19 protein-coding genes are annotated in these 22838 nt (G+C 71.5%); 7 read left to right on the forward strand and 12 right to left on the reverse strand.

Going from position 1 to position 22838, the window contains the following annotated elements:
- Positions 1-38: 38 nt before the first annotated feature.
- Positions 39-1319 carry an MFS transporter gene (locus OG570_RS04970; protein WP_326946432.1) on the reverse strand — a complete coding sequence of 427 codons (1281 nt, stop codon included), beginning with the start codon at positions 1317-1319 and terminating at the stop codon, positions 39-41.
- Between the two features lie 87 nt (positions 1320-1406).
- Between OG570_RS04970 and OG570_RS04975 the strand changes: the two genes are divergently transcribed.
- The gene (locus OG570_RS04975) at positions 1407-2069 is read left to right on the forward strand and encodes an LppX_LprAFG lipoprotein (protein WP_326955763.1); all 663 of its coding nucleotides are present in this window, start codon (positions 1407-1409) and stop codon (positions 2067-2069) included.
- On the opposite strand, the gene OG570_RS04980 is transcribed toward OG570_RS04975, so the two are convergent.
- Both OG570_RS04980 and OG570_RS04985 read right to left on the reverse strand, forming a co-directional pair.
- Positions 2066-3556 (reverse strand): alpha/beta hydrolase, encoded by a 1491-nt coding sequence (locus OG570_RS04980; protein ID WP_326955764.1) that lies wholly within the window; start codon positions 3554-3556, stop codon positions 2066-2068. The two genes, OG570_RS04975 and OG570_RS04980, sit on opposite strands and share 4 nt — an antisense overlap.
- Positions 3553-5121, reverse strand: a complete 1569-nt coding sequence (locus OG570_RS04985) for an alpha/beta hydrolase (protein WP_326951780.1) — start codon at positions 5119-5121, stop codon at positions 3553-3555. Before OG570_RS04985 ends, OG570_RS04980 begins: the two co-directional genes overlap by 4 nt.
- 149 nt (positions 5122-5270) lie before the next feature.
- On the opposite strand from OG570_RS04985, the gene secA2 reads away from it, so the two are divergent.
- On the forward strand, positions 5271-7613 hold the full coding sequence (gene secA2 / locus OG570_RS04990; RefSeq protein ID WP_326946428.1) for an accessory Sec system translocase SecA2: 2343 nt from the start codon (positions 5271-5273) through the stop codon (positions 7611-7613).
- A 77-nt stretch (positions 7614-7690) separates the two neighbouring features.
- Positions 7691-8251, forward strand: coding sequence for an RNA ligase 1 family protein (locus tag OG570_RS04995; protein ID WP_326946427.1), 561 nt, complete (start codon positions 7691-7693; stop codon positions 8249-8251).
- Here OG570_RS04995 and OG570_RS05000 read toward each other — a convergent pair.
- A complete protein-coding gene (locus OG570_RS05000) occupies positions 8235-8852 on the reverse strand; it encodes a hypothetical protein (protein WP_326955765.1) in 618 nt (205 codons plus the stop codon). The genes OG570_RS04995 and OG570_RS05000 overlap by 17 nt on opposite strands.
- A 158-nt stretch (positions 8853-9010) precedes the next feature.
- Here OG570_RS05000 and OG570_RS05005 point away from each other — a divergent pair, with 158 nt between their 5' ends.
- Complete coding sequence (locus OG570_RS05005; protein ID WP_326946425.1) at positions 9011-10732, forward strand: NAD+ synthase; 1722 nt, start codon at positions 9011-9013, stop codon at positions 10730-10732.
- 72 nt (positions 10733-10804) lie between these two features.
- Here OG570_RS05005 and OG570_RS05010 read toward each other — a convergent pair whose 3' ends face one another.
- Positions 10805-11419 carry a VOC family protein gene (locus OG570_RS05010; protein ID WP_326955766.1) on the reverse strand — a complete coding sequence of 205 codons (615 nt, stop codon included), beginning with the start codon at positions 11417-11419 and terminating at the stop codon, positions 10805-10807.
- Between the two features lie 62 nt (positions 11420-11481).
- On the opposite strand from OG570_RS05010, the gene OG570_RS05015 reads away from it, so the two are divergent.
- Positions 11482-12015, forward strand: coding sequence for a methylated-DNA--[protein]-cysteine S-methyltransferase (locus OG570_RS05015; protein ID WP_326955767.1), 534 nt, complete (start codon positions 11482-11484; stop codon positions 12013-12015).
- A 140-nt stretch (positions 12016-12155) separates the two neighbouring features.
- Here the strand turns inward: OG570_RS05015 and OG570_RS05020 are convergent, their stop codons facing one another.
- The 3 genes from OG570_RS05020 to lysX form a co-directional block, all read right to left on the reverse strand.
- Entirely contained in the window at positions 12156-12746 is a 591-nt protein-coding gene (locus OG570_RS05020) for a DinB family protein (RefSeq protein WP_326955768.1), read from the reverse strand.
- Between the two features lie 66 nt (positions 12747-12812).
- A complete protein-coding gene (locus OG570_RS05025; protein ID WP_326946421.1) occupies positions 12813-13382 on the reverse strand; it encodes a hypothetical protein in 570 nt (189 codons plus the stop codon).
- A gap of 64 nt (positions 13383-13446) precedes the next feature.
- Entirely contained in the window at positions 13447-16770 is a 3324-nt protein-coding gene (gene lysX / locus OG570_RS05030) for a bifunctional lysylphosphatidylglycerol synthetase/lysine--tRNA ligase LysX (protein ID WP_326959876.1), read from the reverse strand.
- A 253-nt stretch (positions 16771-17023) separates the two neighbouring features.
- On the opposite strand from lysX, the gene panB reads away from it, so the two are divergent.
- Positions 17024-17908, forward strand: coding sequence for a 3-methyl-2-oxobutanoate hydroxymethyltransferase (panB, locus tag OG570_RS05035; protein WP_326955769.1), 885 nt, complete (start codon positions 17024-17026; stop codon positions 17906-17908).
- Here the strand turns inward: panB and OG570_RS05040 are convergent.
- A complete protein-coding gene (locus OG570_RS05040; protein WP_326955770.1) occupies positions 17905-18774 on the reverse strand; it encodes a cytochrome c oxidase assembly protein in 870 nt (289 codons plus the stop codon). The genes panB and OG570_RS05040 overlap by 4 nt on opposite strands.
- 1 nt (position 18775) lies before the next feature.
- The gene (locus OG570_RS05045) at positions 18776-19702 is read right to left on the reverse strand and encodes an undecaprenyl-diphosphate phosphatase (RefSeq protein WP_326955771.1); all 927 of its coding nucleotides are present in this window, start codon (positions 19700-19702) and stop codon (positions 18776-18778) included.
- A gap of 459 nt (positions 19703-20161) precedes the next feature.
- Between OG570_RS05045 and pip the strand changes: the two genes are divergently transcribed.
- Positions 20162-21100, forward strand: a complete 939-nt coding sequence (pip, locus tag OG570_RS05050; protein WP_326955772.1) for a prolyl aminopeptidase — start codon at positions 20162-20164, stop codon at positions 21098-21100.
- Between the two features lie 91 nt (positions 21101-21191).
- Here the strand turns inward: pip and OG570_RS05055 are convergent, their stop codons facing one another.
- Both OG570_RS05055 and OG570_RS05060 read right to left on the reverse strand, forming a co-directional pair.
- Complete coding sequence (locus OG570_RS05055; RefSeq protein WP_326946417.1) at positions 21192-21989, reverse strand: ABC transporter permease; 798 nt, start codon at positions 21987-21989, stop codon at positions 21192-21194.
- 9 nt (positions 21990-21998) lie between these two features.
- A complete protein-coding gene (locus OG570_RS05060; RefSeq protein WP_326955773.1) occupies positions 21999-22838 on the reverse strand; it encodes an ABC transporter permease in 840 nt (279 codons plus the stop codon).

The raw sequence follows: 22838 nt of genomic DNA on the forward strand, positions 1-22838 counted from the left end.
TAACGGGATGTTTCACGACGCGCCGAGGGTGACGAAGGTCAGTTCGCCGGCACCGGAACGGGCTTCTTCGCGCGCTTGACGGCCAGCGACGCGACGGACGCGATGATCGCCAGGACAGCGGCCGAATACCAGGCCAGCGTGTAGTTCCCGAGCTGGTCGCGGACCAGGCCCGCGGCCGACGCGGCGAACGCGGCGCCCAGCTGGTGGCAGGCGAAGACCCAGCCGAACACGATCGGGCCGGCCTCGCCGAAGGCGCGGACGCAGAGCGCGACCGTCGGCGGGACCGTCGCCACCCAGTCGAGGCCGTAGAACAGGATGAACGCCCACATGCTCGGCTGCACGGAGTCGGTGAACAGCTGCGGCAGCATGGCCAGCGAGAGCCCGCGCAGGGCGTAGTAGATCCCGAGCAGGATCCGCGGGTCGACGCGGTCGGTGAGCCAGCCGGAGAAGATCGTGCCGACGACGTCGAAGACGCCGACCAGGGCCAGCAGGCCCGCCGCGGTCGTCTGGGGCATGCCGTGGTCGTGGGCGGCCGGGACGAAGTGGGTGCCGACCAGGCCGTTCGTCGTCGCGCCGCAGATCGCGAAGCCGACCGCGAGCAGCCAGAACGTCCGGGTTCGGGCCGCCGTCTTCAGGACGGACAGGGCGCGGCGGGCGGAGCCGCTCTTCGGGGCGGGGCGGGCGACCTCGGCGCCGGCGGGCGCACCGTAGGCCGTGGTGCCGACGTCGGCGGGGTGGTCGCGGATGAGCAGCAGGACCACCGGGACGACGGCGAGCGCGGCGATGGCGATCACCAGCGACGCGGTGCGCCAGCCGGAGCCGACGGCGAGGTTGGCGATGAGCGGCAGGAAGATCAGCTGGCCGGTGGCGCCCGCCGCGGTCAGCACGCCGGTGACGACGCCGCGGCTGCGGACGAACCACCGGGCCGCGACGGTCGCCGCGAAGCTCATCGCCATCGAGCCGGTGCCCGCGCCGATCAGCACGCCCCAGCAGAGGATCAGCTGCCAGCTCGCGGTCATGAACACCGTGCCGGCCGCGCCGATGGCGATGACGAACAACGCCGTCGCGGAGACCCGGCGGATGCCGAACCGCTCCATCAGCGCGGCCGCGAAGGGCGCGAAGAGGCCGTAGAGCACGAGGTTGACCGAGACGGCCGAGCTGATCGTGGCCGTCGACCAGCCGAACTCCTGGTGCAGCGGGTCGATGAGGACGCCGGGGGCGGACCGGAAGCCGGCGGAGGCGAGCAGCGCGACGAACGCGGCACCGGCGATCAGCCAGGCGCGGTGCAGCTTCGGGGCAGGGCGGGTCTCGACAGTCACTCGTGAAGTGTTGTCTGGCGCGCCTCCCGGTGGAAGTGGCCTGAAGGACATCCTCCGCAAGGATCCGGCCATGGCTAGTCTTGACGGATGTCCCGCATCGCCCTGCTGCTCGTGGTCCTGTTGACGGCCGGGTGCACCGGCTCGCCGGACACGCGCGGGCCGTTCCCCGCGGGTGCCGAGCTGGTCCGCGCCGCGGCGACGTCGTTCGCGTCGGTGCGGAGCGTGCACTTCGCGGCCGGCGTCAACGGCGTCCTGCCCGGCTTCCCGCTGCGGCAGATCGACGGCGACGCGACCCTCGACGCCGGCGGCGGCGCGACCGGCACGGCCGACGTCCAGGACGGCGAGGGCCACGTCAAGTTCCGCTTCACCGTGCGCGACGGCGAGGTGAGCACCGATCCCGACGTCGCTCGCGGCCGGATCCCCGAGACGGACGCCGTGGGTCGCTTCCTCGGGCCGTCCGCCGGGCTGAAGCGGCTGCTCGACGGCGTGACCGACGCGAAGACCGAGGGCAAGGAGAACGTCGACGGCGCCGCAGCCCTGCGGGTCGGCGGCCGGGTGCCCGCGGCCGTCGCGCACAGCGTGTTGCCGCAGGTGAACGCCGACGTCATCGTCAAGGTGTGGGTCTCGGCCGACGGGCCGCGGCGGTTCGTCCGGCTGTGGGTGCAGGTGCCGCCGGCCGGGGACCACCTCAGCCCGGTGATGTTCGAGCTGTCGCTGACCGGGCAGAACGAGCCCGTCGACCTCGGTTAGCAGCGAGCTTCGGCGGCGGTCCCGTCGATCAGGTACGCGACGCCGGCGCGGTCGACGCACGTGTTGCCGTCGAGGAAGACCGTGTGCTGCACGCCTTCGTAGGTGAGCAGGACGCCGCCGAGGTCCTTCGCGAGGTCGACGCCCTGCTGGTACGGCGTCGCCGGGTCGTGCGTGGTCGAGACGACCAGGGGTTTCGGCAGGCCGTCGGCGTGCGGGGCGTGCTCGGCCGAGGTCGGCGGGACCGGCCAGGTCGAGCAGATGTCCAGCTCGCTGGTGTCCGGGCTGCCGCCGGCCAGGAACGGCGCGCCGGCCAGCATCCGCTGGTGCGCGCGGTCGATCGCGGCCCGGTCGGTGAGCCGGGCGCGGTCGACGCAGCGGACGGCGAAGTAGGCGTCGATCCCGCCGCCGTAGTGGCCGTCGCGGTCGCGGCCGTAGTAGCCGTCGGCGAAGGCCAGCGGGGCCCGGCCGGTGCCGCGGGCCAGCTCGGTGAGCGCGCCGTTCAGGGCGGGCCAGTCGCCGCGGGCGTAGAGCGCGGCGAACGTGCCGGTGACGGCGTCCTCGAACGACAGCTTCCGGGAGCCGGCCGGGACGGGCTTCGCGACGAGCGGCCGGACGAGCCGCTGGAAGGCCTCGGTCGTGCGGGCGGGGTCGCGGCCGAGAGCGCAGTCGCGGCGGGCCGCGCACCACTTGCCGAACTCGGTGAAGGCGTCCTGGAAGCCCGCCATCTGCGTGACCAGGGATTCCGCGATGTCCTGCGCCGGGTCGACGGCGCCGTCGAGCAGCAACGCGCGGACATTGCGCGGGAACGCCTCCGCGTAGGCCGCGCCGATCTGCGTGCCGTACGAGTAGCCGAGGTAGGTCAGCTTCTCGTCGCCGAGAGCCGCGCGAAGGACGTCGAGGTCGCGGACGACGTCCCGCGTGCCGGCGTTCGCGAGGAACGCTTTGCCGTACTTCGTCGCTTCGGCGCACTTCGCGCCGTACGCCGTGGTCTCGGCGAGCTGCTTCTTCACCCCTTCGGGCGACATGTCGCTTTCGCCGTCGGACGCGCGGTCGGCGTCCTGCTCGGCGTCGGTCCTGCAGGTGATCCGCGGCTCGCTCGCGCCGACGCCCCGCGGGTCGAAGCCGACCAGGTCGAACCGGTCCAGCAGCGGCGCGGCCGCGGGCGACTTCGCCAGGGACGCCGCCATCGACGTCCCCGCGCCGCCGGGTCCGCCCGGGTTGACGACCAGCGAGCCGATCCGCTGCTTCGCGGCCTTGTGCCGCAGCAGCCCGACGGTCACCGTCTCCCCCGCCGGCTTCGCGTAGTCCAGCGGCACGGTCAGGTGCGCGCAGTCCAGCGACGCGTCCGCCGAGCACGACGTCCACGTGAGCTGCTGCCCGGTGAATTTCCGCAGGTCAGGGGTCTGGGACGACGGCGGCCCGGGCGCCGGAGCGCTCGTGCACGCCGTCAGCACCAGGGCCGCGCCCAGCAGCGCGGCCGCCTTCACTGGCCCTTGCAGCGCGTGCCTTCCGCCGGGAGCGTGCCGTCGACCAGGTAGTCGTTGCCCGCCTGGTCCACGCACGAGATGCCCTGCAGGAACACCGTGTGCTGGGTGCCCTCGAAGGTGAGCAGCGCGCCCTTCAGGCCCTTCGCGAGGTTGACGCCGGCCTGGTAGGGCGTCGCCGGGTCGTTCGTCGTCGAAATGACCAGCGTCTTCGCCAGGCCTTCGACGTTCGGCACGTGCGGCTCCGAGGTGTTCGGGACCGGCCAGAACGCGCACGCGTCGCGGGCGGCGCTCGCCGGGCGGCCGTCGTCGAGGAACGGCGCGACCTGCACGTACTCCTCCTGGGCCTTGAGGATGACGGCCGGGTCGGTGACGCGCGGGTCGTCGACGCAGCGGATCGCGGTGAAGGCGTCCTGCGTGGTGCCGTACTTGCCACTGGTGTCGCGCTCGTTGTAGATGTCCGCGAGCTTCTCCAGCGTCGCGCCGCGCTGCTGCTTCAGCTCGTTGAGGCCGGTGTTCAGCGCGTCCCAGAGGCTCTCCTGGTAGAGCGCCTGGATGACGCCGGTGGTCGCGTCCTCGTAGGAGAGCTTGCGGCCGTCGCCGACCGGCACCGGGAAGTCGATCAACGGCCGGACGAGGTCCTGGAACACCTGCACCGCGGCGGCGGGGTCCTGGCCGAGCGCGCAGTCCTGCTGAGCGGTGCACGACTTCGCGAACTGCGTGAACGCGCCGCCGAAGCCCTGGCCCTGCGCGACCAGCGACTCGACGGCGTCCTGGTCCGGGTCGACCGCGCCGTCGAGGATCATCGCGCGGACGTTCTTCGGGAACGCCTCGGCGTAGGTCGACCCGATCCGGGTGCCGTAGGAGTAGCCGAGGTAGGTCAGCTTCTCGTCGCCGAGGACCGAGCGCAGGACGTCGAGGTCCTTGACGACGTCGCGGGTGCCGACGTTGGCGAGCAGCCCGGTGCCGTCGTCGGTGCGCTGGGCGCACTTGGCGGCGAAGTCCTTTTCCTGCGCTTCCTGCTTGAGCACGCCCTGCGGCGAGCCATCGGTCTCGCTGTCGTCCGCGCGGTCCGCGTCACGCTCCTGGTCGGTCAGGCAGCGGATGATCGGCTGGCTCGCGCCGATCCCCCGCGGGTCGAAGCCGACCAGGTCGAAGCGCTTGGCGAGGTCCGTGTTCGACGCCGGCTTGATCAGCCCGGCGGCGGCGACCATGCCCGACGCGCCCGGTCCGCCCGGGTTGACCACCAGCGACCCGATCCGCGCCCCCTCGTCGGTCGCCTTGTGCCGGAGCAGGCCGAGCGTGATGGTCGTTCCGTCCGGTTTCGCGTAGTCCAGCGGAACGGTCAGCCGCGCACACTGGATGTCTTTCGCCTGGAACGCCGACCTCGCGTCCTCCGACGTCGCGTAAGGTGCGCAGTCGGCCCAGGTCAGGCTCTGACCGTAGAACCGCTCCAGCCCCGCGGGCACCGGCCCGGACGGCGGGTGCGACTCGGTCGTCGGTGACGGCGGCGTGGTCTTGCCGGTGGACGTGCAGGCGGTCAGCGAGGCCGCGAGCAGCGCGGACACCGCGATCGCGGTGATCGTGCGACTACGGGACCTGGCGCTGGGATGAGGGAACACGGTTGGATCGTCCCATCCGGCCGCGGAACTCGAACGCACCACCGCCACGTTGGGTGGGGCAGGCCGGTCGAGCGAGAGAGAACGGGAGACCAGGGGTGGCAGCACTGATCAGCCGGGTGGGCAAACGGCTCCGCCGGATCATCCAGCGTCCGGGCAGCGTCGAGCTGACCCGCTACGAAGCACTGCTGCCCGCAGTCGAGAAGCTCGAACCCGAGCTCGAGAAGCTCTCCGACGAGGAGCTGACCGAGCGGGCCGGGAAGCTTCGCGCGACGCTGAAGGACACCGCGTTCGGCGACAATCACCTGATCGAGGTGTGCGCGCTCGGTCGTGAGGCCGCTCGGCGGGCGCTCGGCGAGCGCGCGTTCGACGTCCAGATCCTCGGCACGATGGGCCTGCTCAGCAAGCACGTCGTGCAGATGGAGACCGGTGAGGGCAAGACGCTCGCCGGTGCGCTGGCCGCGGCCGGGTACGCGCTGCGCGGCAAGCGCGCCCACGTCGTCACGGTCAACGACTATCTGGCGCGCCGCGACGCCGAGTGGATGGGCCCGGTCTACGCGCTGCTCGGCGTGTCGGTCGGCTGGGTCGAACCGGCGCACTCCCAGGAGGAGCGCAAGGAGGCCTACGCCAAGGACGTCACGTACGGCGCGGTCGCCGAGATCGGCTTCGACGTCCTGCGCGACCGCCTGGTCTCGAAGGTCGACGACCTGGTCCAGCCGGACCCCGAGGTCGCGATCGTCGACGAGGCGGACTCCGTGCTGGTCGACGAGGCCCGCGTCCCGCTGGTGATGGCCGGCTCGATCGACCACACCGACGCCGACGACGAGGTCGCGAAGGTCGTCCGGCGGCTGCGGCTCAACCTGCACTACGAGACCGACAGCGAAGGCCGCAACGCCTGGCTGACCGACGCCGGTGCCTCGGTGGTCGCGAAGTCGCTCGGCCTGGAGGTCGACGACCTCTACGGCGACGCGGCCTCCGACCGGCTCCCCGCGGTGAACGTCGCGCTGCACGCGCACGCGCTGCTCACCCGCGACGTCGACTACCTCGTCCGCGACGGCAAGGTCCAGCTCATCAACGCCGCCCGCGGCCGCGTCGCCGAGCTGCAGCGCTGGCCGGACGGCCTCCAGGCCGCCGTCGAGGCGAAGGAGCAGGTCACCGCGACCGACCGCGGCGAGATCCTGGACTCGATCACCGTCCAGGCGCTGCTGGCGCGCTACCCCGAGGTCGCCGGCATGACCGGTACCGCGGTCGCCGTCGCCGAGCAGCTGCGCGAGTTCTACGAGCTCGAGGTCGCGGTCATCCCGCCGAACACCCCGAACGTCCGCGAAGACCAGGAGGACCGGGTCTTCGCGTCGCCGTCGCAGAAGCTGCGGGCGATCGAGGAGGAGATCCGCACGGTCCACGAGACCGGGCGGCCGATCCTCGTCGGCACGCAGGACGTCGCCGAGTCGGAGGAGCTGGCCGAGAAGCTGGCGAAGGTCGACCTCGAGTGCGTCGTGCTCAACGCGCGCAACGACGCCGAAGAGGCGTCGATCATCGCCGAGGCCGGCAAGAAGGGCGCGGTCACCGTCTCGACCCAGATGGCCGGGCGCGGTACCGACATCCGGCTGGGCGGCACCGACGGCGCGACCCGCGAAGAGGTCGTCGAGCTGGGCGGGCTGCACGTCATCGGCACCGCGCGGTACCCGTCGAGCCGGCTCGACGGGCAGCTGCGCGGCCGCTCCGGCCGCCAGGGCGACCCGGGCAGCGCGATCTTCTTCGCCAGCCTCAACGACGAGCTCGTGCTGTCGAACGCGCCGGACGTGCCCGAGGGCATCACCGACGACGAGGAGACCGGCGAGATCACCGACAACGCGGCGCTGCGGCAGCTCAACCACGCCCAGCGCGTCGCCGAGGGCGTCGACCTGGAGATCCACCGCAACACCTGGCGCTACACGCGGCTGATCGAACGGCAGCGGCGTGACCTGCTGACCCACCGCGACAAGGTGCTTCGCACCGGGTACGCGGCGGAGCAGCTGGAGAAGGCGCACGCCGAGAAGTTCGGTGAGCTGAAGGAGAAGCTGGGCGACGACCAGGAGAAGGTGGAGCAGCTCAGCCGCGAGGTGCTGCTGTTCCACGTCGACCAGCTCTGGTCGGACCACCTGGCGTACCTGACCGACGTCCGCGAGAGCATCCACCTGCGGGCGCTGGCCCGGGAGACGCCGCTCGACGAGTTCCACCGCGCGGCGATCCCGGAGTTCCACAAGATCATCAACGAGGCGAACACGCGCGCGGCGAAGACCCTCGAAGAGGCCGAGCTGACCGACGACGGCATCGACCTCGGCGACGCCGGCGTGCGGCGGGCGAACACGACGTGGACCTACCTGGTGCACGACAACCCGTTCGACTCCGACTTCGAGCAGACCATCAAGAAGGTCCGGAGCATGATCAAGCGCAAGTAGTCCTTTTCCCGGGAAACCCCCGCTCGGTTCGGCCGAGCGGGGGTTTTCTCGTTTGCCCGGGCCGGGAGAATCGGGGCATGCGCAAGATCCCGACGCTGTTCCGTCGCGACCCCGAAGACCTCCGGCGGGTGACCCGCGAAGTGCACCCCGCGTGCCAGTGGGTGCTCGACGGCCAAGGCGTGCCCACCCGCAAGTACGACGGCACCTGCGTCCGGCTCGACGAGTCCGGCGAGTGGTGGGCGCGGCGCGAGGTGAAGCCGGGCAAGAGCGCGCCCGCCGGGTTCGAGGCCGTCCAGACCGACCCGGAGACGGGGAAGACCGTCGGCTGGGAGCCGGTCGCGCAGTCGGCGTTCGCGAAGTTCTTCGACGAGGCCCGTGAGGGCCTCGTCGGCGAGGTGCCGGGCACCTACGAGCTGTGCGGCCCGAAGGTCAACGGCGATCCGGAGCAGCTCGGCGTCCACCGGCTGGTGCGGCACGCGACCGCGGAGGAGTTCGGCGATGTGCCGCGCGACTTCGACGGGCTGATGACGTGGCTGCTGGCGCACCCGGAGTTCGAGGGCGTCGTCTGGCACCACCGTGACGGGCGGATGGCGAAGCTCAAGCACCGCGACGCCGCGGCGGTCACGACGGCGTCGTGACCCCGGAGATGCAGTAGTGCTCCTGGATGCGCGTCACCTGCAGTTCGCCGTGCACCGCACCGCTGCCGATGGTGCCGTCGAGCGGGACGCGGATCTCGTCCGCGCCGCTCTGGACGGGTGACCCGGCGGTGAGGTGCGCGTTGCGGCTGCCGAGTGTCCGCACCGCGGCGGCGACGACGCCTTCGGCGGACGCGCAGGCGGCTTGGCGACCGATGACCGCGTCGTCGCCCAGGACGGCGAGGATGAACTTGCCCGCGGCGACGCTGCCCGAGTTCAGGTCGAGCGGCGGGCCGTCGGCGGCGGTCGTCCGGCTGTCCCGGCCGTCGGAGACCAGGAAGCCGGGCGCGACGAACCCGGTGATCAGGAAGATCACGACCAGCAGGCCACCGCCGCCGGCGAGCAGGCCGATGAGCAGGCCGTTGCCCTTCTTCGGCGGCGGATAGCCCGGATAGCCCTGCTGGGGATAGCCCTGGCCCGGGTAGCCCTGCTGCGGGTAACCCTGTTGTGGGTAACCCTGGCCGGGCTGTTGCGGTGGGTAGCCCTGCTGCGGGTAGCCCGGGCCCGGGTACTGGTCGGGCGGCGGCTGCGGCGGATACGTCAAGGTGGTCCCTCCCCTACGGCGAACCCGGCTGCCCGGTTCGTCCGATCAGCGGCAACCTACCCGGGTGGGCGAAGGCGCCGCAGGGGATCGGTGCGCCGGGGTGGCATTTCGCCCACATTCGCTCGGCTGGGCGGGTGGCGGTGCGTCAGAATGGCGGCATGCCGCAACTGCGCATCGCGCTCGCCCAGGTCAACCCCACCGTCGGTGACCTCGACGGCAACGCCGACCTGCACGTCGAATGGACCCGTCGCGCCGCCGAAGCCGGCGCGCACGTGGTCGTCTTCCCGGAGATGTCGCTGACCGGCTACCCGGTCGAGGACCTCTCGCTGCGCCGCACCTTCGCCGAGGCGTCCCGCCTGGGCGTCGAGGCGCTGGCGCGCCGGCTGGACGACGCCGGCTGCGGCGAAGTGCTGACCTACATCGGTTATCTCGACCTCGACGAGGCCGGCCCGCGCGACGCCGCGGCCGCCCTCTATCGCGGCGAGGTCGTCGCGCGGCAGTTCAAGCACCACCTCCCGAACTACGGCGTCTTCGACGAGCACCGCTGGTTCAAGCCGGGCACCACGCTCGACGTCGTCCGCTTCCGCGGGCTCGACATCGGCATGGTCATCTGCGAGGACATCTGGCAGGACGGCGGGCCGATCTCGGCGCTGGGCCGGGCGGGCGTCGACCTCGTCGTGGCGCCGAACGCGTCGCCCTACGAGCGGTCCAAGGACGAGCAGCGGCTGCCGCTCATCGCCCGGCGCGCCGCCGAGGCCGGGGCGCCGCTGGTCTACACCAACCAGGTCGGCGGCCAGGACGACCTCGTGTTCGACGGCGACTCGCTCGTCGTCGGCGCGGACGGCACGGTGCTGGCGCGCGCGCCGCAGTTCGTCGAGCACCTGCTCGTGCTGGACACCGACCTCGCCGCGGGCGGGCACGCCGGGGACGGCGAGCTCGACGGCCTGCACGTCCGGCGCCGGGTGCTGAGCGAAGAGCCGCTGCCCGCGTACGAGCCGACGGCGTCACCGGTGATCAGCGAACCGCTCGCCGACGAGGCCGAGGTGTGGGCGGCGCTCGTCGTCGGGCTGCGGGACTACGTGCACAAGAACGGCTTCTCGTCGGTGACGTTCGGGTTCTCCGGCGGCATCGACTCGGCCGTCTGCGCGTCACTCGCGGCGGACGCCTTGGGCGGCGGCAACGTCTACGGCGTCTCGATGCCGTCGAAGTACTCGTCGGGGCACTCGAAGGACGACGCCGAAGACCTCGCGCGGCGGATCGGCGCGCACTACCGGGTCGAGCCGGTCGAGGACATGGTGCGCGTCTACGTCGAGCAGCTTTCGCTGACCGGGCTCGCCGAGGAGAACATCCAGGCGCGCACCCGCGGCATGCTCCTCATGGCACTGTCCAATCTGGACGGTCACCTCGTCCTCGCCACCGGCAACAAGACCGAGCTGGCCGTCGGGTACTCGACGATCTACGGCGACGCGGTCGGCGCGTTCGCCCCGATCAAGGACGTCTTCAAGACGCACGTGTGGCAGCTGGCGCGGTGGCGCAACGCAGAGGCGTTGAAGCGCGGGGAGACTCCGCCGATCCCGGAGAACTCGATCTCCAAGCCGCCGTCGGCCGAGCTGCGGCCGGGCCAGATGGACTCCGACTCGCTGCCGGACTACGCGCTGCTCGACGACATCCTCGACGACTACGTCGAGGGCGACCGCGGGTACGCCGACCTCGTCGAGGCCGGGTTCGCGCCGGAGACCATCGACCGCGTGGTGCGGATGGTCGACAAGGCCGAGTACAAGCGGCGCCAGTACCCGCCGGGCACGAAGATCACGCTCAAGGCGTTCGGCCGCGACCGCCGGCTCCCGATGACCAACGCGTGGCGCGAGGGCAAGGCCTGACGCTCTCCGCGGCAAAAGCCGTGAAGGCCTCCTTACCGGCTCTTATGGCCGGGAAGGGGGCCTTCACGGCTTTCAGCTCAGTGCGACCTGGCGGCCCTCCGGGGTGCGGACGGCGGCGTTCAGGGCCGCGCGGTCGGCGCGCCGGACGAGCAGTTCCAGGCCCAGCGCGTCCGTCACCGCGAGGACCGAGTCCGGGTCGGGGTGCGCGCCCGTCACCATGAGCAGCGGGAGGGGCGGCAGGCCGCGCGTCGTCGGGTGCGGCGTGGCGCCCCAGTCGATGAGGAACGGCGTGAGCGTGCCCGGGCGGCTCGGCGGGGTCAGCCGCCAGCGCAGCAGCTCGCCGTCGGCCGTCTCACGGGACATCTCGATCGCGTCGCCCGGGTCGAAGCCGTGGGCGCGGGCGTGCGCGATCGTGGCGTCGAGGTCCGTGGTGCGCACCGCCCAGGCGACCAGGGCCGGCTCGGTGAGGTCGTCGATGCCGAACGGCCGGGGTTGCGCGGGCGGCGGCTGCGCCGGGTCCGGGCCGATCACCTCCAGGTAGGCCCCCGCGCCGAGGTCGGCGAGGTGGTTGGCCGTGCCCAGGCCGACGTGGCTGCCGCCGGGCGCGGGCGTGACGCCGGTGAGTTCCTTGACGCGCGCGACGGCCTCGGCGAGGTCCGGTCCGGCGTAGACGAGGTGGTCCAGCACCGGCACATCATCCCGTGGCCGGGCCGCGGCCGACAGCCTCCCTTCGGTCGTAGGCTGAGCGCATGACTGTGGGGTTCGCGGTGTTCGACACGGCGATCGGGCCGTGTGGGCTCGCGTGGCGCGACGACGTCGTGATCGGGACGACGTTGCCGGACGGCAACGCTCCCGGAACGCGCGCCAAGCTGGCCCGGTGGTTCCCGGACGCCGTCGAAGGTCCGCCGCCGCCGGCCGTGGCGGCGGCGGTCGACGGGATCGTCGCGCTGCTGGCCGGCGACCGCCGCGACCTGGCCGAGATCGAGCTGGACCTGGCCGCGGTGCCCGAGTTCAACCGGCGCGCGTACGAGATCGCGCGCACGATCCCGCCGGGCAAGACCCTCACCTACGGCGACATCGCGCACCGGCTCGGGATGCCCGGGTCCGCCCAGGCGGTCGGACAGGCCATGGGGCACAACCCGTTCCCGATCGTGGTGCCGTGCCACCGGGTCCTCGCGGCCGGCGGCCGCGACGGCGGGTTCTCGGCCCGCGGCGGGGTCGCGACGAAACGCCGGATGCTCGTGATCGAGGGCGCGCTGGCGGACGAACCGACGCTGTTCTGACCCGCCGGGTCCCGCCGGGTCGATGTGGCCCCGCCGGCACGCGTGATCAGAACGCCGGCACGCGTGATTGCCGGGTCGACACGCGTGATTGAAGGGTCGACACGGCTCGGCGGGCCGGGTCGCGTGCCTGGGCGGTCGGGTCAGGCTGGTTGGGGGGTGGGTTTCCAGGGCTTCATCCAGGGGGACTCCGGCCAGTTCTCGGCCGCCGCCATCAGGGGGAAGGCCGTGGCGCCGTCGACGTGCTCGCGGATGATGTCCGCGTGGCCCGCGTGGCGGGCCGTCTCCTCGATCAGGTGCAGCAGGACCCAGCGGACCGACCACGCCGGGACGTCGTCCGGGTACCAGGGGACGCCTTTCGGCACCGGGACCGGGCGGCCGAGGTCGTCGATCCGGCCGATGACCTCCGCCGTGCGGGCCGCGACCTCGTCGTAGCGCTCCAGGACGCTCTGCAGCGTCTCCTCCGGGCCCAGCCGGTACGCCTCTTCGTAATCCTGCACGCCCTCGCCGAACGGCTTCTGGGGCAGCTGCAGCGCGATGTCGATCCAGCCGTCCTCGGTACTGGCGACGTGCTTGATCAGCCCGCCCACCGACAGCGCGCTCTTCGTCGGCGTGAGCCTCGCCTGCTCGTCCGTGAGGCCGTGCGCGGCCAGCTTCAGGACGTACCGCTGCTGTTCGAGGTACCGCAGCAGCCCGTCACGCTCGTCGGCCACCGGGGGCACGTTTCCCGCCATGTCGATCTCCTCCTCCGGGAATCGGGAACCCGATGGTCGCATCCGGCACCGACAAATCCGGAAGAACTAGATCCGGGGAGCGTGCCGCGGCGCGGGCTTGATGAAGGCGTACGCCCCGCCCGTGCCGAACAGCACCGCGCGCACCAGCAGCTGGAAGCGGCTGAACACGCCTTCGAACTCGCCGAGCTGCCCCGCGAGCACCACGGCCACCCAGGTCGCCAGCACCAGCACCAGGCCCGCGACGGCAAACCGGCGCCAGCCCGGCGGCCACCACAGCACCAGGCTGATCACCCCGACCAGCAGGATAACGCTCAGCAGCGACGAGATGACCCCGCTGCTCTCCGGGTAGGCCGCCTGGACCAGCACGACGGCGCCGAACACGCTCACCGAGATCGAGCTCAGCCGCGCCGGCCACTGGACCGGGCCGAGCCGGTGCAACGGCGGCCCGGCGAGCAGGAACGCGACGCCCGAAACCGCGAGCAGGACCCGGAACACCGGCGGCCCGGCGAGCAGGGCGTCGGCCGGGTCGCGCACCGGGGACACGCCCGTCGGGACGGCGAACTCCAGTAGCCATCCCGAATAGGCGAGCACGGCCAGTCCCATGAGGAGGGCCGAGGCGATCCGAGCCGTGCGCACGTGGCACACATTAAGCGACCGCTTGCCATTACGCGGCCCCGGCATGATCACGGCGACCCAGTCGTTATGCCTGCGGACGGACGAACGGGAACAGGACCGTCTGGCGGATCGACGCTCCCGTCAACATCATGAGCAGGCGATCTACGCCCAGGCCGAGGCCACCGGTCGGCGGCATTCCGTGCTCCAGCGCCAGCAAAAAGTCCTCGTCGAGTTCCATCGCTTCGACATCACCACTGGCCGCGCGCAAGGATTGCGCCTCCAGCCGGCGCCGCTGCTCGATCGGGTCCGTCAGTTCGGTGTAGGCCGTGCCGACCTCCGAACCGAACGCGATCAGGTCCCAGCGCTCGGCCAGCAGCGGGTCGGTCCGGTGCTGGCGGGTCAGCGGGGAGACGTCGGTCGGGTAGTCCGTGTAGAACGTCGGCAGCACGGTCGCACCCTCGACGAGGTGCTCGTGCGCCTTCAGCACGAGGTCGCCGTGGCTCGGGTCCTCCCCGACCGGCACCCCGGCGGCGAGGCAGAACCGGCGCAGGTCCGCCACCGACGTCCCCGAGCCGACGTGCTCCCCCAGCGCCGTCGAGACGGCTTCGTGCACCGGGACCACCGGCCAGTCACCGGAGATGTCGTACTCGACGACCTTGCCGCCGGCGTCGGGCCGGCGCACGACCTGGGCGCCGTACGCCGCCTCAGCCGCGTGCTGGACGAGCTCGCGCGTCAGCTTCCGCATGGTGTCGTAGTCCGCGTACGCCTGGTACGCCTCGAGCATCGTGAACTCGGGGTTGTGGGTGGCGTCGACGCCCTCGTTGCGGAAGTTGCGGTTGAGCTCGAAGACGCGCTCGACGCCGGCCACGCACAGCCGCTTGAGGTACAGCTCGGGCGCGATCCGCAGGTACATCCGCATGTCGTAGGCGTTGATGTGGGTGACGAACGGCCGCGCGTTGGCGCCGCCGTGCACCGTCTGCAGCATCGGCGTCTCGACCTCGAGGTAGTCGGCGTGGTGCAGCCGTTCGCGCACCGCGCGGACCACTGTGGACCGCAGCCGCAGCATGTTCGTCGAGTCCGGGTTGACCGCGAGGTCGAGGTAGCGCTGCCGCACCCGCGTCTCCGGGTCGGTGAGGCCCTTCCGCTTGTCCGGCAGCGGGTGCAGGCACTTCGCGGTGACCGTCCACTCGTCGACGAGCACCGAGAGCTCGCCGCGCTTCGACGTGACGACCTGGCCGCTGACGCCGACGTGGTCGCCGAGGTCGACGCCGGTCCGCCAGCCCGTGAGGTCCAGCTCCGCCGCGTCCAGCATCAGCTGGATCTCGCCGCTGAAGTCCTTGACGCGCGCGAAGCACAGCCCACCGAGGATGCGCATCGCCAGCACGCGCCCGGCGATCCGGACGCGGTGCCCGGTCGTGGTGTCCGGCTGCAGGTCGCCGAACTTCTTGACGACGTCGCCGATGTGGTCGTCGCGGCGGAACCCGACCGGGTACGGGTCGATCCCCGCCTCGCGCAGCTTGTCGAGCTTCGCGACGCGCACGCGCACCTGCTCGGGCCGCCGCACGGCCTTGGTCGCCGGCACGGCGGCCGACTCCTCGATCTCCCGGACGCGGGCGACGAAGCCGTCGGTGACCGTCTCCAGCCGCAGCGACCGCGACCGGCCGGTCGGGACAAACCCTTCGAGTGCGCCCGCGACGATGCCGACCCGCGGGAGCCGGCGGGCCGAGGAGTAGCAGAGGAACCGCGGTTCCCAGTCCGGCCCGTACTTGGCGTTGGAGCGGTACAGCGACTCCAGCTGGAAGAACCGCGAAGCGACGCTCAGGATCCCGCGCCAGGCGCGCAGCACCGGGCCCGCGCCGATCCGCTCCCCCTCCGAGAAGACCGCGCGGAACATGGCGAAGTTGAGCGAGATCCGCTGCGCGCCCAGTACCGGCCCGGCCGCGACGACCACGGCGATCATGTACTCGTTGAGGCCGTTTTCGGCGTCGCGGTCGCGGCGCATGAGGTCCAGCGAGAGCCCCCGCCGGCCCCACGGGACGAACGACAGCAGCCCGCGCAGCTCGCCGTGGGCGTCGTAGGCCTCGACCATCACGCTGCGGCCGTCGCTCGGGTCGCCGAGCCGGCCCAGCGCCATCGAGAACCCACGCTCGGTCTCGGCGCCGCGCCAGGCCTGCGCCCGGGCCAGCAGCTCGGCCATCTCGCCGTCGGGGATCTCGCCGTGGCGGCGGACCCGCGAGGTGTAGCCGGCGCGCTCGATGCGCTTGACGGCCTGGCGCACCGAACGCCGTTCCGGCCCGGCGAGGCTGAACTCGCGGACGTCGAGCACGGCCTCGTCGCCGATCTCCAGCGCCCGCAGGCCGGCGTCGGTGTAGGCCTTCGCGCCGCGTTCGCTGGCCCCGAGCACGCCGGGCGTCCAGCCGTAGGTGCGCGTCTCGTCGAGCCACGCGCGCACCGCGTCCGGCCAGGCCTCGGCGTCGCCGATCGGGTCCGCGCTGGCGACACTGGTGCCGCCGAGCACGCGGTAGGTCACCGCGGCGCGGCCGTTCGGCGCGAAGACGACGCTCTTGTCGCGACGGGTGGCGAAGTAGCCGAGGGAGTCGTCCTCGCCGTGCTCGGCGAGCAGCTCCCGCAGGCGCAGCTCCTCCTGGTCGGTCCGCAGGCGACGGCTGCGCACCCCGCGGAAGAGCATGTACAGCGCGGCCGTGGCGACGACGGTCGCGCTCAGGTCGAGGAAGACGTCCAGCCAGGCCGGCCCCTCGCCGACGCCGATCCGCCGCAGCTGCAGGTTCTCACCGGTGGCGTGGTTGACGACCCACGCGAAGCGCTCCCACGTGTCGCCGAGGTGGCCTGGGAAGGCCTCACTGAGGCCCCAGCCGACCAGGATGACCACGGCGAAGCCGCCGAACAGCATGGCCAGGCCGTCACGCCAGGCGCTCGGCGCGAGCCGGGCCGGGAAGGCCGGGCGCAGCGTGAGCAGGAACACGATCAGCCCGATCGAGAGCAGGTCGGCCGCGGTCAGGGCCCACAGCTGCGCCGGGATGTGCCGGACCTGCTTCGGCCCGAGCGTCAGCAGATCGGGTGACCACAGCAGGGTCGCCTGCAGGGCCAGGGTGAGCAGCAGCCCGCCGACCTGGAACAGCACGAGCGTGTAGAGCGCCGCCTTCTTGCGGCGGCGCAGCGCTCCGCCCAGCACCACCAGCAGCAGCACCATGACCAAGCTCGCGCTGGTCGGCACGCTCAGGGCGGAGAAGCCCATGTCGATGCCGTTCATCAGGCGCCCGCGCGGGCCGCCGGTGAGCAGCAGGAGCACCGAAAAGACCGCGGCGAGCTGCACCACGGTGGCGACGATGCCGCCGCTCTTCGCCTGCCAGGCGGGGATGCGCGTGCGCGCGTGCGCGGTGGTACCCATCGTCGCCGTTGTCGCCTTTCGCGGCCGTTCGGTCGCCATGCTCTTCATGACCTCTTCTTGACGTCAGTGAACACAGGTTGGTTGTCCCCCGACATCAACCTGAAGGCTGACGCCGGCTCGTCCCGCCGCACGACGGTGTGAAGCTGGTCGCACGGGGTCGAGGTCGGTGCGGGTGCGTGTCACGCTTTGAGACGCCTCTGCTCCACGACCCGGGGACCTCACCCAGGCCCCGAGGGAAGGACGGTCGACGACGATGTCAGCCACCGAGAAGACCCCCTCCGACGAAGTAGCCGCGCCCTACGGCACCGGATCCGCCGCCCCCGCGGCGCCCAGTCCGGGCCGGAAGGTCCGCGTGCACCACCTGCGGGAGCTCAAGGAACGCGGCGAGCCGTGGCCCATGCTCACCGCGTACGACATGTACACCGCCGCGCTGTTCGACGAGGCCGGGATCCCCGTGCTGCTCGTCGGCGACTCCGCGGCCAACAACGTCTTCGGCTACGACACCTCGCTGCCGGTGACGGTCGACGAGCTGCTGCCGCTGGTGCGGGCGGTGACGCGGTCGGTCAAGCGCGCCCTCGTGGTCGCCGACCTGCCGTTCGGCTCCTACCAGCTCTCGCCGCAGCAGGCGCTGGAGACGTCCGTGCGGTTCATGAAGGAGGGCCGCGCGCACGCCGTCAAGCTGGAGGGCGGCCGCCGGTTCGCCGCGCACGTCGAGGCGCTGACCGCGGCGGGCGTGCCGGTGATGGGTCACATCGGGTTCACCCCGCAGAGTGAACACAACCTCGGCGGCTACCGGGTGCAGGGGCGCGGTGAAGCGGCGGACGTGCTGCTCGCCGACGCGCTGGCGCTGCAGGAGGCCGGGGCGTTCGCGGTGGTGATGGAGATGGTGCCCGCCGAAGCCGCGAAGCGCGTCACCGCGGAGCTGGCGATCCCGACCGTCGGCATCGGCGCCGGGCCGGACTGCGACGCGCAGGTGCTCGTCTGGCAGGACATGGCCGGGCTCCGGCGCGGCAAGGCCCCGCGGTTCGTCAAGCGCTACGCCGACGTCGCGACGGTGCTGCAAGACGCGGCCACGGCGTTCGCCGAGGACGTCCGCCGCGGTGAGTTCCCGGCACCCGAACACGCTTTCCACGACTAACCCCGGCCCTTGAACCGCTCGGCCAGTGCCGGGTCGTTCTCCCACCAGAGCCCCGACGTCGACGCGGCGCCCGCGGCGGCTTCCTCGTCCAGCTGGACGTCGATCTGCTTCGCGCGCCGCTCGTCGTCGCGGGCCCAGCGGACGAACAACGCGATGACGAACGGCAGGCCGGCGACGTCGCCACCGATCCACAGCACACCCGCGCCGATGATCTGGTCGGTGCGCGGGTCCGGGCCCCGGCCCGGGTGCGCCGCCGCGTAGTGCGCCGGCGCGAGCAGCGGGCCGAGCCACAGCACCAGGCCGAGCGCGCCGTCGAAGACGACCTCGGTGAAGGCGATCCACACCGACACCAGGTGCGGGTCCGTGCGCGGCGTCGGGTCGAGCCCGAGGCGCGTCCAGAAGTACAGGAAGCCGGACAGGACGAGCATCGCCCGGGCCAGCCCGTCGACCACCGGTTCCCGGAGCGTGAGGTCGTAGAGCGGGGTCAGGTAGAGCGCCAGGACCGGGGCGACCAGGGCGAGCGTGATCACCGGGGGAAAGGTCAGCGCGCGGGCCACCGGGCCGCGGCCGTGCCGTCGCAGCCGGCGGGCCGGGGTGACGTCGAGCAGCAACCGGATCGGTGCGCCCAGGGCCAGCAGCAGCGGCGTGATCATCAGCAACGTGACGGTCTGGACCGCGCGCACCCAGAAGAACGTCCGGTCGTAGAAGGCCAGCGGCGAGCAGGTGACGACGAGGATGGTCGCGAGCCCGGTGAGGAACGCCGTCGTGCGGCCCGGTGGCCACCGGCGGTGGCGGGTCGCGCGGAGGTAGAGCCCGCCCAGGGCGAGGACCACGAGCACCGCGGGGACGTCGAAGGTCAAGGGCATGTCAGACCGCGAAGAAGATCAGGCTGGCGATTCCGGCGATCACGCAGTAAATCGCGAACGGCGTCAGCGTGCGCGTTTCGAAGTAACCCGTGAGGAAACGCACGGAAATGTAGGAAGCGACTCCCGCCACCACGCTGCCGACGAGCGCCGGGCCGAGCGACGCGTGGTTCTCCGGGGCGAACAGCGTCGGCATCTTGAGCACGCCGGCGGCCAGGATCACCGGCGTGGCAAGGAGGAACGCGAACCGCGCGGCGTCTTCGTGACCCAATCCGCGACGCAGCCCGGCGACCATCGTGACGCCGGAGCGGCTGATGCCCGGCAGCAGCGCGAAGATCTGCGCGGCCCCGATCAGGACGGCCTCGCCGACGCCCAGTTTCGCCAGCCGGACGTCGGTCGCCTCCTCGACGGAAACCGCGCGCATGACCAGCGTTTCCTCGGCCGAGAAGTCCACTGTGTCGTCATTCTCCGCGGGACGCCGTCGCGAGAACTTCTCGGCGGCGTAGAGGACTCCGCCGTTGAGCGTGAGGAAGATCGCGGCCGGCACGGGCTTGCCGAGGTAGTCGCGCAGCAGGCCCTCGAAGAGCAGACCGGCCAGCCCGACCGGGATGGTGGCGAGCACGAGCAGCCACGCGAGCCGCTGATCCGGCGTGCGGACCTCGCGGTCGCGGACCGACGTCCAGAGACCGGCGATGATCCGGACCCAGTCCTTCCGGAAGAACAGGACCAGCGCGAGCGCGGTCGCCACGTGCATCGCCACGAGCACCGCGAGGTACGGCGAATCCTTGCCGATGCTCAGGTCCTGCTGCCACTGGCCGCCGAGCCAGGCGGGCAACAGGATGCTGTGGCCGAGACTGGACACCGGAAACAATTCCGACACCCCTTGCAAGGCGCCGACGACAATCGCCTCGACATAGGTCACCGCGGACATTCCGTGCCTTTCCGTACAGCGTTTCCTCGACCCCGATACCGGAACGTACCGGCGCATTCGTTAACGGCGGGCAAGGGGGACCTCAACGCTCAGCGTGCGCTCAGCGCGTGTTCACATCCATGAACATCAATCATGTCCTTGACTGGTGTTCGACTTGTGGCTTAGCGTCTAGCCCGTCGCCGCCACGACAAAAGTTCGAACCCTCGACGAGGAGGACGGGAATGCGTGAGCGGGAACTGACCTTCACGGCCGCACCGACGGCCCTCGTGCGCCGCCCTCCGAGATTCGCGCCGGCCCTGCGCTGACGCGTCACGGACTGGGGGCCCGCTCAGCCCGGCGGCGGGGGCGGGCCCCCACTTTTCTCGGTCGCCGTCCCGAGTCCCGGCGGCGGGGCACCTCGAGGCGGCGACCGAGCACCACCTTCTCCCCCGCGGCACCGGTTCCGGCAGAGTGTCGGGCATGGACGAGCTCTACCCGCCGATCGCCGCGCGCGCCGAAGGGTTCCTCGACACCGGCGACGGGCACCGCATCCGGTGCCAGGAAGCCGGCAACCCCGGCGGGAAGCCGGTCGTCGTCCTCCACGGCGGGCCGGGCAGCGGGATCGCGCCGATGGCGCGCCGGCACTTCGACCCCGAGGCCTACCGGATCATCCTGTTCGATCAGCGCGGCGCCGGGCAGTCCACGCCGGGCGCCGCCGACCTCACGGCCAACACCCTGTGGCACCTGGTCGCCGACATGGAACTCCTGCGCGAACGGCTGGGCATCGAGCAGTGGCAGCTCTTCGGTGGCTCGTGGGGCGCGACCCTCGCGCTGGCCTACGCGGAGACGCACCCTTCGCGGGTCAGCGAGATCATCCTGCGCGGCGTGTTCACCGTCCGGCCGAGCGAGCTGGACTGGATCTACCGCGGCGGCGCGGCCAACCTGTTCCCGCGGGAGTGGGAGGCCTTCCTGGCCCCCATCCCCGAAGACCGCCGCGGCGATCCTTTGGCCGCGTACGCCGACCTGCTCGCCGACGCCCGGGTCCGCGACGCCGCGGCGATCGCGTGGAGCAAGTGGGAGGGTGCGACGGTTTCCCTGTACCCGCAGGAGTCTTTCGTGCAGCAGTACGCCGAACCGGCGTTCGCCCTGACCTTCGCCCGGCTCGCGGTGCACTACTTCAGCCACGGGGCTTGGCTGTCGGACGGACAGTTGATCCGCGACGCGGGCAAGCTGGCCGGCATCCCGGGCGTCATCGTGCAGGGCCGCTACGACGCGGTCTGCCCGCCGACCACGGCGTACGAGCTGCACCGGGCGTGGCCGGGATCGGAGCTGAAGCTGATCGAGGGAGCCGGCCACGCGGTGACCGACCCGGGAGTCCTGGCGGCTTTGCGCGCCGCGACGGACGGGTTCCGGCCGTAGCCCGGCGAACGCTCGGCGCAAGTTGTCGTGAGTGTTTAGGGCGGTTCTAACCGCCCTAAACACTCACGACAAGCCGCGGCAGACCCGGGTACTAGAGCCGGCCGCCGGAAGCGGTGTCTCCCGAGAGGCGCTGCGCCAGGTAGACCGGGACCGTCGAGGCCACGATCAGCACTGCCGCCACCACGTTCACGATCGGTGCCTGATTCGGGCGGAACAGGTTGTTGTAGATCCAGATCGGCAGCGTCTCCATGCCCGTGCCCAAGGTGAACGTCGTCACGATGATCTCGTCGAACGACAGCGCGAACGCCAGCAGGCCGCCCGCCAGCAACGCCGACCGCAGCATCGGGAACGTCACCAGCCGGAACGTCGTGAAGCCCGTCGCGCCCAGGTCCATCGACGCTTCCTCCAGGCTGCCGCCCATCCGCCGCAACCGGGCGACGACATTGTTGAACACCACCACGATGCAGAACGTCGCGTGCGCGATGACCGCCGTCAGCAGGCCCAGGTTGATGCCTAGGATGGTCCGGAACGCGTTGTTCAGCGCGATGCCCGTGACGATCCCCGGCAACGCGATCGGCAAAATAATCAGCAGCGACACCGGGTTGCGGCCGAAGAACCGGTAGCGCTGCAACGCGAACGCCGCCATCGTGCCGAGCACCAGCGCGATCGCCGTCGCCGCCAGGCCCGCCTCGACGCTCGTCCACAGCGCGTTCAACGCACCTTCGTTCGAGGCGGCACGGCTCCACCATTCGAGGGTGAAGCTCGACGGCGGCCAGCCGAACGTCGTGTCCGCGTTGAACGAGTTCAGCAGCACCACCAGCAGCGGGAAGTAGATCACCGCCAAGCCCAGGCCCAGCGCCGTCCACAACAACACCCGAGACGTCCGCACCGAAGACTCCTAGAGGTTGTCCAGCGCGCCGGTGCGGCGCACCGCGGCCAGGTACACGAGCATGATCACCACGGGCACGGTCGCGACCGTCGCCGCGAACGGCAGGTTGTTGGCTGCGCCGATGTTGTCGTAGACGACGTTGCCGAGCATCTGCGACGTGCCGCCGACGATCTTCACCGCGATGTAGTCGCCCAGGGACAGCGAGAACGTGAAGATCGAGCCCGCGACGATCGCCGGGAACGTCAGCGGCAGGATCACCGAGCGGAACGTCCGGAACGAGCGCGCGCCGAGGTCGCCCGACGCGTCCACCAGCGAATCCGGCAGCCGTTCGAGGCCCGCGTAGATCGGCAGGATCATGTACGGCAGCCACAGGTACGACAGCGTGATGATCGTCGCCGTGACGCCGTAACCGGGCGAAAGCCAGCTCAACGCGCCGTTGCCCGACAGCATCGAGCGCCACGCGTACGCCTTCACCAGGTAGCTCGCCCACAACGGCGTCATCACCGCGATCACCAGGATCCGCCGCGCCCGCGGCGACGCCAGCTTGGCCATCGCGAACGCCATCGGGAACGCGATGACGGCGTCGATCACCGTGACCAGCGCCGCGATCCCGACCGTGCGGAAGGTGATCGTGCGGTACACCGCGTCGGTGAACAACGTCTTGAAGTTGTCCAGCGACCACTCGATGACGACCTGGCCGGTGAACGCGTCGGTGTGCCAGAACGCCGTGACGAACAACGCGGCCAGCGCGCCCACGTAGGCCAGGCCGAGCCAGAGCAGCGGGGCCGAGAGCTGGAAACCCAGGCGCAGCTTCGGTTTCCGGTAGAAGAAGGCCGAGAGCGCGGTCAT

This window comes from Amycolatopsis sp. NBC_01286, from assembly GCF_035982555.1.
Lineage (GTDB): Bacteria > Actinomycetota > Actinomycetes > Mycobacteriales > Pseudonocardiaceae > Amycolatopsis.

Bases quoted from the DNA above. Each gene is read 5' to 3' on its own strand.
- pip (WP_326955772.1), top strand. From the start codon at position 20,162: ATGGACGAGCTCTACCCGCCGATCGCCGCGCGCGCCGAAGGGTTCCTC.
- OG570_RS05015 (WP_326955767.1), top strand. From the start codon at position 11,482: ATGACTGTGGGGTTCGCGGTGTTCGACACGGCGATCGGGCCGTGTGGG.
- OG570_RS05040 (WP_326955770.1), bottom strand. From the start codon at position 18,774: ATGCCCTTGACCTTCGACGTCCCCGCGGTGCTCGTGGTCCTCGCCCTG.
- panB (WP_326955769.1), top strand. From the start codon at position 17,024: ATGTCAGCCACCGAGAAGACCCCCTCCGACGAAGTAGCCGCGCCCTAC.
- OG570_RS05060 (WP_326955773.1), bottom strand. From the start codon at position 22,838: ATGACCGCGCTCTCGGCCTTCTTCTACCGGAAACCGAAGCTGCGCCTG.
- OG570_RS05020 (WP_326955768.1), bottom strand. From the start codon at position 12,746: ATGGCGGGAAACGTGCCCCCGGTGGCCGACGAGCGTGACGGGCTGCTG.
- OG570_RS04995 (WP_326946427.1), top strand. From the start codon at position 7,691: ATGCGCAAGATCCCGACGCTGTTCCGTCGCGACCCCGAAGACCTCCGG.
- OG570_RS04975 (WP_326955763.1), top strand. From the start codon at position 1,407: ATGTCCCGCATCGCCCTGCTGCTCGTGGTCCTGTTGACGGCCGGGTGC.
- lysX (WP_326959876.1), bottom strand. From the start codon at position 16,770: ATGGGTACCACCGCGCACGCGCGCACGCGCATCCCCGCCTGGCAGGCG.
- OG570_RS05005 (WP_326946425.1), top strand. From the start codon at position 9,011: ATGCCGCAACTGCGCATCGCGCTCGCCCAGGTCAACCCCACCGTCGGT.
- OG570_RS05045 (WP_326955771.1), bottom strand. From the start codon at position 19,702: ATGTCCGCGGTGACCTATGTCGAGGCGATTGTCGTCGGCGCCTTGCAA.